The organism is Mesorhizobium huakuii, from assembly GCF_030160235.1.
Classification (GTDB): Bacteria; Pseudomonadota; Alphaproteobacteria; order Rhizobiales; family Rhizobiaceae; genus Mesorhizobium; species Mesorhizobium huakuii.
This window is the reverse complement of record NZ_BSNY01000034.1, coordinates 268,585-278,747: the sequence shown is the minus strand read 5'-3', so window position 1 is coordinate 278,747 and position 10,163 is coordinate 268,585. Positions and strand designations below refer to the sequence as shown.

Annotated in this window: 14 protein-coding genes; 4 read left to right on the top strand and 10 right to left on the bottom strand. The window is 58.0% G+C overall.

Features of this window, described 5'->3' with window-relative positions; genetic code table 11:
* The first annotated feature begins 233 nt into the window (after positions 1 to 233).
* Entirely contained in the window at positions 234 to 827 is a 594-nt protein-coding gene (locus QQK95_RS18770; RefSeq protein ID WP_284275379.1) for a hypothetical protein, read from the top strand.
* Positions 828 to 830: 3 nt separating this feature from the next.
* On the opposite strand, the gene QQK95_RS18765 is transcribed toward QQK95_RS18770, so the two are convergent.
* Positions 831 to 1,136, bottom strand: coding sequence for a hypothetical protein (locus QQK95_RS18765; protein ID WP_284275376.1), 306 nt, complete (start codon positions 1,134 to 1,136; stop codon positions 831 to 833).
* A 53-nt stretch (positions 1,137 to 1,189) separates the two neighbouring features.
* A complete protein-coding gene (locus tag QQK95_RS18760) occupies positions 1,190 to 1,405 on the bottom strand; it encodes a hypothetical protein (RefSeq protein WP_284275374.1) in 216 nt (71 codons plus the stop codon).
* Here QQK95_RS18760 and QQK95_RS33535 point away from each other — a divergent pair.
* Positions 1,388 to 2,137: a DUF3800 domain-containing protein gene (locus QQK95_RS33535; RefSeq protein WP_409371697.1), complete on the top strand. Its 750-nt coding sequence runs from the start codon at positions 1,388 to 1,390 to the stop codon at positions 2,135 to 2,137. The two genes, QQK95_RS18760 and QQK95_RS33535, sit on opposite strands and share 18 nt — an antisense overlap.
* 249 nt (positions 2,138 to 2,386) lie before the next feature.
* Here the strand turns inward: QQK95_RS33535 and QQK95_RS18755 are convergent, their stop codons facing one another.
* Complete coding sequence (locus tag QQK95_RS18755) at positions 2,387 to 3,340, bottom strand: IS1595 family transposase (protein ID WP_284275372.1); 954 nt, start codon at positions 3,338 to 3,340, stop codon at positions 2,387 to 2,389.
* On the opposite strand from QQK95_RS18755, the gene QQK95_RS18750 reads away from it, so the two are divergent.
* The gene (locus QQK95_RS18750) at positions 3,339 to 3,587 is read left to right on the top strand and encodes a hypothetical protein (protein ID WP_284275370.1); all 249 of its coding nucleotides are present in this window, start codon (positions 3,339 to 3,341) and stop codon (positions 3,585 to 3,587) included. The genes QQK95_RS18755 and QQK95_RS18750 overlap by 2 nt on opposite strands.
* A 318-nt stretch (positions 3,588 to 3,905) precedes the next feature.
* Here the strand turns inward: QQK95_RS18750 and QQK95_RS18745 are convergent, their stop codons facing one another.
* The 4 genes from QQK95_RS18745 to cueR form a co-directional block, all read right to left on the bottom strand.
* Complete coding sequence (locus tag QQK95_RS18745) at positions 3,906 to 4,292, bottom strand: hypothetical protein (protein WP_284275368.1); 387 nt, start codon at positions 4,290 to 4,292, stop codon at positions 3,906 to 3,908.
* Between the two features lie 546 nt (positions 4,293 to 4,838).
* Positions 4,839 to 5,006: a hypothetical protein gene (locus tag QQK95_RS18740; RefSeq protein ID WP_284275366.1), complete on the bottom strand. Its 168-nt coding sequence runs from the start codon at positions 5,004 to 5,006 to the stop codon at positions 4,839 to 4,841.
* 818 nt (positions 5,007 to 5,824) lie between these two features.
* A complete protein-coding gene (locus QQK95_RS18735; protein ID WP_284275365.1) occupies positions 5,825 to 6,157 on the bottom strand; it encodes a sunset domain-containing protein in 333 nt (110 codons plus the stop codon).
* A 150-nt stretch (positions 6,158 to 6,307) separates the two neighbouring features.
* Positions 6,308 to 6,730 carry a Cu(I)-responsive transcriptional regulator gene (gene cueR, locus QQK95_RS18730; RefSeq protein ID WP_284275400.1) on the bottom strand — a complete coding sequence of 141 codons (423 nt, stop codon included), beginning with the start codon at positions 6,728 to 6,730 and terminating at the stop codon, positions 6,308 to 6,310.
* Between the two features lie 226 nt (positions 6,731 to 6,956).
* Here cueR and QQK95_RS18725 point away from each other — a divergent pair, with 226 nt between their 5' ends.
* Positions 6,957 to 7,574: a L,D-transpeptidase gene (locus QQK95_RS18725; protein ID WP_284275363.1), complete on the top strand. Its 618-nt coding sequence runs from the start codon at positions 6,957 to 6,959 to the stop codon at positions 7,572 to 7,574.
* 154 nt (positions 7,575 to 7,728) lie between these two features.
* Here the strand turns inward: QQK95_RS18725 and QQK95_RS18720 are convergent, their stop codons facing one another.
* The 3 genes from QQK95_RS18720 to trpS all read right to left on the bottom strand — a co-directional run bounded on the left by QQK95_RS18720 (position 7,729) and on the right by trpS (position 10,151).
* The gene (locus QQK95_RS18720) at positions 7,729 to 8,298 is read right to left on the bottom strand and encodes a NifU family protein (RefSeq protein ID WP_010913127.1); all 570 of its coding nucleotides are present in this window, start codon (positions 8,296 to 8,298) and stop codon (positions 7,729 to 7,731) included.
* A gap of 145 nt (positions 8,299 to 8,443) precedes the next feature.
* Positions 8,444 to 8,935 carry a universal stress protein gene (locus QQK95_RS18715; protein WP_284275360.1) on the bottom strand — a complete coding sequence of 164 codons (492 nt, stop codon included), beginning with the start codon at positions 8,933 to 8,935 and terminating at the stop codon, positions 8,444 to 8,446.
* A gap of 148 nt (positions 8,936 to 9,083) precedes the next feature.
* A complete protein-coding gene (gene trpS, locus QQK95_RS18710; protein ID WP_284275358.1) occupies positions 9,084 to 10,151 on the bottom strand; it encodes a tryptophan--tRNA ligase in 1,068 nt (355 codons plus the stop codon).
* Positions 10,152 to 10,163 lie beyond the last annotated feature (12 nt).

Sequence of the window (10,163 nt, the reverse complement as noted above, 5' to 3'; positions counted from 1 at the left end):
CGCGCCTAACATGCTGACTTAATGACATATTCTCACAGGCGGTGTTTAAGTCGGGTCAAGGGTCGGGACGACGCGGCTAAGATGGCGAAGGCCATACTTGATCTTGCTCGGCCCGCAGGCGCTACCCAGCCGTAGGGGAATGGCTAGCCCTGAGTCAATCCGTCGCACCCGTTAACTCTTATTTAACCATATGATTCTGTTAATGATTTTTCCCTTACTGGAGGGCGAATCATATGGACGCTACCTATAACCTCAACGGTGGCTTCAAGCCCACCATGAAGCGGTTTGCCGATCTCGCCGGCCCTGATTATTTTCCGACGCCAGCATGGGCGACACATGCGCTCATGGAAAATGAGATCTTCACCGGAGAGATATGGGAATGTGCTTGCGGCGACGGCGCAATGTCCCGAGTTCTCGCGAGCCGTGGCAATGCAGTACGCAGTTCGGACCTATTTGACCGGGGCTTCGGCACATCCGGTATCGACTTCAATACCGCAAAGACGCCAGCCGACAACATTGTGACCAACCCGCCCTACAACAGCGCTGAAAGTTTCGTTCGGTCTGGCGTCAAATTGGCCCGCAACAAGTTCGCCCTGCTTCTTCGGCTGGCGTTTCTGGAGGGGGCAAATCGAGCCAATACGATCTTCGCCGAATGTCCGCCAGCGCGCGTTTGGGTATTCAGCGAGCGGATCACGTTCTATCCGGCGGGCGCGGTCCAAGCCGGGTCCGGCACAACGGCCTACGCGTGGTTTGTCTGGGACAAAGGTAGCCCCGCCAAGACCGAATTGAGGTGGTTCCAGCCCGGCTACAAGGCTAAATTTCGGTAGCCTCTAAACCGCATGCCTAGCTTTCTGGTGCAGCCTGCCGGCGGCTGTAATCCGAAGTCCGCCATCTATCTGCTCTAGATAGCCACGGTAGATGAAGTTTCTACTAGAACCTTTGTGGGAAGTGATGTTGCGCACCCGCTGTTCCCAAATTGCTTCGTTTGGCCTAGTTTGAGACCCCAGGTAATCGTCTGCCGTGAGATTTATGCGGTTTGGTATTTCCTGTATGAGTGCTGCTATTGGCGCCTCGCCATTAGGACGATCCACCAAAATATCCTCAACAATTTCTGAAAGTCGCCGTTCTGTTGTCATGCCCTATCCCCTCCCAATACTTGGGAGGGACATTACGGCGTAGGAAGAAAGAGTCAATCAGGCTTCGACTTGTCCAGACCCCCGCCAGGCTTGTCTTGATCCCGTTTCCGTCGCGCGAGTGCCTTTATCTGCTCGTGAGTCAGCTTGGGCGCGCGGGCGATCTTGTCCACCACGGCCTCAAAGGCGGCGTCTGACTGATCTGTTTTCAGTTCGCGCGCCGCCTCTCGAAACTTGTCTACTTGACTCTTTGGATGGTTGGCTTTTGTCATCTAAGGATGCATTTCATTTACATTGATGATTCAAGTGAACGTCCGACGCATATTTTTTCCGCGATGGCCGTTCCTGTAAGTCGGTGGAACGAAACATTCCTTGGCCTTAAGCAATGGCGGACGCATCTTCGTACCATACATGGGATTTCCACGTCATACGAGCTTCACGCCAATCAATTCCTTTCAGGCCGGGGTTCGCTTGGCGCCTTAAATACCATTAGTCGCCACAAGCGCGCACAGATTTTTCATACATCGTTCGCAGTCACGGAATGGCTGTTGAGCTTCGATGTGCGCGTTTTCAACGTATGCCTGAACGACGATAGACAAGACTGGGCATTCGAACGACTTCTGAATCGGATAAACCGGACCATGCATGCTTGGGGCTCTTACGCGCATCTAATTTGCGACGAAGGCAAGGAGGAGCATTATACGAAAATGGTCCGACGGATGAGAGTGTTCAACCCTATACCCAGCAACCGAGGCATTTGGGACGACACTGGGTCACTCACCAGAAACATTACGCTCGACCGCATAATTGAGGATCCGCAATTCAAAAGTTCAGCTCGTAGCTACTTTATTCAGCAATGCGATTTTCTGGCTTACGGTCTGCTGAGGAAGGAGCGTCCAACACCAAAGACCAAACGCTACGGAATCCATAAATCGTTTGAGCAGTTGGACGGGACGTTGGTCCGCGAATGCAACCTGCGAGACCCATACGGTATCATAAGATGACGAGAGGCCAAGGGGTTACCTTGGCCTCTAAGCAGAACCTACCCCGGCCACTACAACCGGATCGATTACCGCAGACTAAAATATAGGGGTTCGCCGAGGAAAAAGCAAGTTAAATCATATGGTTACGCAATATTACGTTAACCCTTTGTTTATGAATCGCTTTTGCCTTTGCGCCCGCGCTTTTGCCTTGCGTATCACCAGTAAGGCAATTCGAGTTGAACCGGCTTTCGGAAGTGCGTCCGCTTCTCGTCAAGCAGGTCTATGATAGGTGAGGCGCTTACCAGCGGCACCCTTCAAGGCGATGAAAGCGCGTGTGCCGTCATCAACGCCAAGCGCGATGCGGTTCGAGTAGCGGAAATCGAACTCTGCGAGATAGCGGTGCAAGTGATGCTCGCCGCAATGCTGATAGACGCCTTTCATGCCGCGCTTGAAGATCGAATAGAAGCCTTCCACGGTGTTGGTGTGGATGGTCTTTGTGCCTTCGTAGCGGACGTATTCGTCCTTGGAATGCGTGACGACATCGTGCGTGGCAAATTCCTGGCCCACGCGGCGATACATGCCAGCCTCATCCGTCATCAAGGCGCTTTCCTTGGCGATGTTGGCGCGGACGATAGGCATCACGGTGCCGATGCGAGCGGTATCGACGTGGAAGGAACGGGCGCGGCCACCACGCTCGACAAGCGTAACGACAGAGTTCTTGTGAGCGCCGCCGCCACGCTTCACAGGGGTGCCGGCAAGACGGCCAATGTACGTCTCGTCAACTTCCACGGTCTTGCCGTTGCCACCAAGCGGGGAGAAGTCACCAGAAGCCATTGCAAGGCGAATGCGGTGGCACAGGAACCAAGCCGCCTCATAGGTGCATTCGAGTATGCGGTGCATCTGGTGGGCGCTAATGCCCTTCTTAGAAGCGCACATAAGGTGGATAGCCTGAAGCCACTTGGTCAGCGGCAAATGGCTTTCCTCGAAAATGGATCCCATGCGAACGGTAAACTGCGAGCGGCAAGCGCTGCACTTGTACAGGCCATGACGTTCGACGCCGTGGGGGTTCTTTTTGGAAGGCTTGGTGCGGACGCCCTTCAATGCGTAGTGGCGATCAATGCTACCGCACTTCGGGCAAACAGGACCGTTCGGCCACAGTATGGATTCGACATGCTCGAAAGCCTTGGCTTCGTCATGGAATTCGGGGCGGGACAGAACGGACATGGAAATCTCCTATGCCCTTACCCTACGTAATCAGGTTGGGTTTGTCAACCAGATAATCGCCTTGTGGTGGGGCGGCGCCGCATATGGCGGCAAGGCCGCGTTAAGTGAGATAGGCCATGCCATTTTCAAGCACGCCCATTTCAATGCCGTTTACGTCCTTTTCAACATCAATTCCAAGGTCGCGGTGCGGGACGTGACCGGGAAGGATGCCGCCTTCATCCGGTGGCTTGAGGTTGGATCGAAGTAGCGGGCAAAGGATTACTTTTCCCGCCGACAGCCTCCGCTAACCGAATATCCAAGTAACCCATCATAGCCATGACTAGAGCGAATATGCGCATGAGCATAATCGGTCTGATCCGGAATCTCTGTTGCAGAAAAAAGCAAACGACAAATCCCATGCCTGCCGGTACTACGGCAATTAATAGTATCGCGTCGACAGCTCGCGTTTAGCTCCCTATTCCCCGAGTAGGAGCTAAGTCATAGCGCGAACAGGTCGCCTTGTGGAGGGGGCCGTTACATGGTCATGTAGCCATTCCACTACGGCTGGGTAGGCCCCATCTCGAAATTAACTCGTGCCCTTAGGCACGAAGAAACACGTCCATCTGAATCTTTGGTAGGCTTCGAACTTCATATGGGGAATGATCGTTCGATAGAACGTCATTAAACGCTCACAGATATGGTAGTGGTTATCAAGGGAGGCTTGGGCGCGCTCCTTGGGGATAAACCACTCCGACTCTTGTGGCTCATTCAGATAGGCAGGACGGGGAAGGCGGATGTAATAGCCGTCTTTGGTCTCCCTCACGGCGCGAGAGTCTATCAGATGGCAATCTTTGTTGCCGCAGCAATCGTATTGCAGAACCGGATCTTTTTTGCCGGTATACCAATCGTGGGCATCTGCGTCGCCGGGCAAGAGAAGCCATGCCAGCGCAATCCATCCTCGTGGCTGTCTCAATGATGCCCCCTCGCTTTTGAGGGGTATAGTATATTAGCAATGACTAATTGTCAGTATGCCGGCCTGTCAGGCATACATTCCTACCGATGACCGGGTTCGTCAAAGATATAATCGCCTTGTGGTGGGTGATTATGTATTTTGCGAACGTGCATAATCGCCAAGGAAGTCGTCTTCATTCAATGGGACGAACCGGGCCAGCGCGGCAACCCTGAAGGATGCCGACGACATGCCGGCGACTTGGGAAAGAGTGGCATACGGCTTTTGAAGCGTCCAAGGCGGAGAGATGTCGCCGGCGTCAATTCACCCACTCCAAAGTCCTCGTCAGACCCGGCAAATTCAAAGGATGGCTGTACGCCAATTCACTCCATGCTTCGGGGCACACGAGACAGCTCTACGCCCAGGAGCCGGCTGGATACGAAACTGGCGAGACGGGAAGCGGACCGCGAGATGAAGCGAATGCCAATCGTCTTGCGGCAGCATCAGTGGTAATCGGTAGGAAGGACGTCGAATCTATCCAGCGGACCGGTGCGGCCCTGCGGCTGGGAATCAGTTCGATTCGCGCTGACGAATGCGTTGTTTTTCGAGGAACCGCTTGGCGTGTTCCCCCCACTCCGCAGCCGTTGTTTTGTGCTCTTGAACGTAGGTGCCGAAGGCCTTGCGCAGAGCGTCCAGGTCCAAAGCCCAAAACTGCTTGTCTTTGTCGTCGTTCAACATGGCGTCACCAAGCCCATTGAGCTGACGGTATGCCCATCAAATCAAGCCTTCAAGAACCGATCCTGACTTCTTTTGGGTGTATCGGCCCTGTCGGATAGTCATCCCGTGAAACAGCACGGGCGGGTTCTGCTCTCTACAACTGGGCAGCCTGTCGGCGGGACTTCAGTCTCAATTGAGCTGTAGCTAATACGCGTATAGCTTAGGCAGTGCGGAGACGATCCCAAAAGCCTGACCCGCAACGACCCGGCACGACCCCACGTCCCCCCGACTTGCGAGCGTGCCGGGTCGTTCCTACAGGGCATGGCAAGCGGCGCACCCAAGGCGCGACCGCTCACGGAACGACGGGTCTGTCAAATATGCAATCGCTCCATGCCGGCCGACTGCAGGGTCTGCAAGCCTCGGCCTAGCCCGATGAGGCCCACCGCGATCGCGCAATATCCAGCTGAGGGCGGTCTGGTATTCATCCTTGCCGAGTGGCCCTATGTCGTGGTGATCAACTTGCGTTCTTCACTAGAGAGCGGCAGGACTAAAGTCTTGTGTGCTGGTGTGCAAAGGTCCGAGGGGACCTTTTAGGTTCCACAAATGTCCTTTGGACGTTCCATTACTTTAGTTAGTCGGCATATAAAGGATGGCGTGGGGGATATGGCCGGCGGAATGGCCGGCGCAGTCAGGCTTTGGGTCTAAAGGGGGGCTGCACCGGCCATTGCGGGTCTGGGCTTTTGGGTGTGTTTGTCCCGCATCGATCAGCCTATATGTATATTAGCAATCGCGCAAATAAGACTGAAGTCCCTGGTTCCATCGGACCTGGCCGGACGTCCTCATAATCTTGATCTTCGCCAGCCAGCCTTCCGGGCTTCCTGTTCCGAACAGAACCAGCGTTCGCCCTTCCACAGGCTGATCCGGGTCTCGTTGTAATATTGCTGCCCGGGAACGTGATAGATGCGCTCGCCCGTATTGTAGCTGATGTTGCCCTTGATGTTGCAGCCCACGAGAGGCGGTCCGGCCTTGACTGCGATCAGGCTGGCAAGGATGGCGATCGCCGCGGCAATCAATGTCCACCAGATGGTTTTGCGCGAGGGACGCCAGCGCCAACGACGCCTGGCACGCCTTCGCCAGCGGTCGGAACGATTGTCGTAGCGAGACTTGTCCACTCCCCCTCCCGACGGGAGAATGCGGCCGTTGTGGCGATGAGTCCATGAGTATTGTCTAATTTACTGGCGCGCCGTCCCGGCCGGCATAAGGCGAACAACGGCGCCCATTGCGGTGCCTGACGGAAAGCCAACTCACTCCGCCAGGGTCAGCTATGGTCTCGCCGAAACGGTCCTGCCGCCAGGCGCCGCGGCCCCTGCCATGTCATCCAGGATCGGGCAATCCGGCCGTTCATCGCCATGGCAGGCGTGGATCAGTTTCTGCAGGGTCGAGCGCATCGACTGCAACTCGCGCACCTTCTCCTCGATCGCCGTGACATGGGCGGCGGCGATCTCGCGCACGTCGGCGCTGGCGCGGCCGCGATCCTGGTAGAGCGCCATCAACTGGCGGCAATCGTCGATGGAAAAGCCGAGGTTGCGCGCGCGGCGCAGGAAGGTCAGCCGATGGATGTCGTCACCGGAATAGTCGCGGTAGCCGTTGGCGGCGCGCGCCGGCGCGATCAGACCGATCTCCTCGTAGTAGCGGATGGTCTTGGCCGGCAGGCCTGAACGATGGGCGGCGTCGCCGACATTCATGGCGTTGTCCTCGTTTTTGCGGAGCCCGCGAGTCAGGCCCATTGAATTTCCTTCACAATCCGGTGAAGGCTGTTGCTGAAATGCCATAGTGATACGCTTACCAGCACGTAAGTCCCAGCATATAGGCATCGTGCGCTTGGCAAGCAAAGCAAATGCCAGCATGAATGATGGCAAGAAAGCGGTCGACTCGTGCCGCTGACGTTTGGGCAGGGCACCGGATCATCTCATGCGCATGAAGTCGCTTGCAATAATTGCCGCTTTGGCGCTGTCCACGGCCATCTCTGGCTGCAGCACCATCGGCGGGCAGATCTTCTCCAACGACTACGGCGCAGTGACCGACGCTGGCTACCAACTGCCGCGCATCCCGATCGAAAAAGTGCCGAGGCAGTATCACCGGCAGGAAGTGAACTACGACACCAAGGAAAAGCCGGGCACCATCATCGTCGATACGCAGAACAAGTTCCTCTACTTCGTCGAGGGTGACGGCCTCGCGATCCGCTACGGCATCGGCGTTGGTCGCGAAGGCTTCGAGTGGCACGGCACCGCCCATATCGCGCTGAAGCGCGAATGGCCGACCTGGACGCCGCCCCGCGAAATGATCAGGCGCCAGCCAGAACTGGCGAAGTTTGCCAATGGCATGGAACCGGGCCTGAAGAACCCGCTTGGCGCGCGCGCCATGTATCTCTTCAACAAGGGCGGCGACATGGGCTACCGCCTGCACGGCAGCCCGGAATGGAATTCGATCGGCAAGGCGATGTCGTCCGGCTGCATCAGGCTGATGAACCAGGACATCATCGATCTCTATGACCGCGCCTCGGTCGGCGCCAAGGTCATCGTGATGTGAGGATCAGGATCCCTCGCGGGATCATGATCAAACGGGAAGACAAGTTTCGTACGCGGACCGTCTAGGCAACAACGGACGTCCCAAACAGAAAACCGGGCAGTTCGGCCCGGTTTTTTGTTGTTTACGATTGAGGTTGTGCTGGCAACGGGGGAGGTCAGGCGACCTGTTCGACCTGCTGCACCTCAGGCACGAAATGCCGCAGCAGGTTCTGGATGCCGTGCTTCAGCGTCGCCGTCGATGACGGGCAGCCGGCGCAGGCGCCCTTCATATGCAGGAACACCGTTCCGTTCTCGAAGCCGCGGAAGGTGATATCGCCGCCGTCCTGGGCCACCGCCGGGCGCACCCTGGTGTCGAGCAGTTCCTTGATGGTGATGACCAGTTCCTCATCCGCCTTGTCGTAGAACTCGCCGGTCTGGCTGGTCTCAGCGGCCGGCCCGCTTTTCGCCATGACAGGCGCGCCGGACATGAAATGCTCCATGATGGCGCCGAGGATCGCCGGCTTCAGGTGCTGCCAGTCGGGCCCGTCCTTGGTCACGGTGATGAAATCGTAGCCGAAGAAGACACCGGTGACGCCGGGGATTTCGAACAGCCGGCCGGCCAGCGGCGAGGCCGTTGCCGCGCTGTCGGCGTCGCGGAAGTCGGCGGTGCCTTCCAGCAGCACTTCCTTGCCAGGCAGGAATTTCAGCGTCGCCGGATTGGGCGTCGATTCGGTCTGGATGAACATGGCCGTCTCCGTGCCCGTTTCGGGCAGATAGTTTGGAATAGTTCTAAATAGGCCTTATCGGCTGGACATTCAAGCGAAACGCGTCGCCCGAACGGCTGGCTGCCGGAATGTTTTTGCTGGCTGGGGACAGAATCCCGGGCGGGCTTCAGGCGAGGCTGTCGATCTCCTCGTCCGACAGATTCTGCGGCACCACCGTGACCGGAATGGGGAAGGCGGCGCCCTTGCCGGCCACGGCACCGACCAGCGGCCCGGGACCTTCCTTGCCGGCGCCGGCCGCCAGCACCAGAATGGCGATGTCCTGGTCTTCCTCGATCAGTTTGTGGATCTCTTCCGTCGGCTTGCCTTCACGCACCACCATCTCCGGCTCGATGCCGAGCTTCTGGCGTACCTTGTTGGCGTAGCCGTCGAGAGCCGCGCGCGCCGTGGCGTTCGCCTCCTCGCGCATGATCTTCTCGACGCCCAGCCAATGCTGGAAATCGTCCGGTACGATGACATAGAGCAGCACCAGCGTGCCGTTGGTGCTTTGCGCCCGCTTCGAGGCGTAGGCGACGGCGCGCTCGCACTCGGGCGTATCGTCGATGATCGTCAGGAATTTCCTGCGATGACCGGCTTCGCGGCTGAGGCGTTTGGAGACCATGTCTATCTACTCGGTGCTATTGCGGCCGCAATCTGCCACCGCAGCGGACCGGCGGCAAGCCGCCGGCTCCTGGGCCGGTATCTCTTGGGCAGATATCCTGGGGCCAGATATCTTGCGGCCAGTAGGTGCGGTGTCCTGACGACAGGGATCAGCCCTGCAGCAGGCCGACAATATCGCGCACCGTCTTCATCGTCGCTTCGGCGAGCACGCCGGCGCGTTCGCCGCCGTCCCTGAGCACCGCGTCGACATAGGCGCGGTCGCCTTCGATGCGGCGCATCTCGCCGGCGATCGGCGCCAGCTTCTCCACCGCAAGGTCGGCCAGCGCCGGCTTGAACACGGAAAACTGCTGGCCGCCGAATTCCTTCAGCACGTCGGCCTTCGACATTTCAGCCAGGCCGGCATAGATGCCGACCAGGTTTTCCGCTTCCGGCCGGCTTTCCAACCCGTCGACTTCGCTCGGCAAGGCCTCGGGATCGGTCTTGGCCTTGCGGATCTTCTTCGAGATGGTGTCGGCATCGTCGGTCAGGTTGATGCGCGACAGGTCCGACGGGTCCGACTTCGACATCTTCTTCGACCCGTCGCGCAGGCTCATGATGCGCGCCGCCGGGCCGCCGATCACCGGTTCGGTGATCGGGAAGAAGCCGTTCACCGTCTCCTCGCCGACCTGCATCTCGACGCCGACGCCAAGCCGGGCGATGCGGTCGGAAAAATCATTGTTGAATTTCTGGGCGATGTCGCGGGTCAGCTCCAGATGCTGCTTCTGGTCCTCGCCCACCGGCACATGCGTGGCGCGATAGAGCAGGATGTCGGCAGCCATCAGCGAGGGATAGGCGAGCAGGCCCAGCGAGGCATTCTCGCGGTCCTTGCCGGCCTTGTCCTTGAACTGCGTCATCTTGTTCATCCAGCCGATGCGCGCGACGCAATTGAAGATCCAGGCGAGCTCGGCATGCTGCATCACCCGCGACTGGTTGAAGACGATGTGCTTCTTCGGGTCGATGCCGGAGGCAAGGAAGGCGGCGGTGATCGAGCGCGTCTGGTCGGCGAGGTCGTCATAAACGAGCTGCGCGGTCAGCGAATGCAGGTCGACGACGCAGTAGATGCAATCGGACGTGTCCTGCAGGGCGACGAATTTCTTGATGGCGCCGAGATAGTTGCCGAGATGCAGATTGCCGGTCGGCTGGACGCCGGAGAAGACGAGTGGCTTGAAGGCGGACATGGGTTTCCTCGT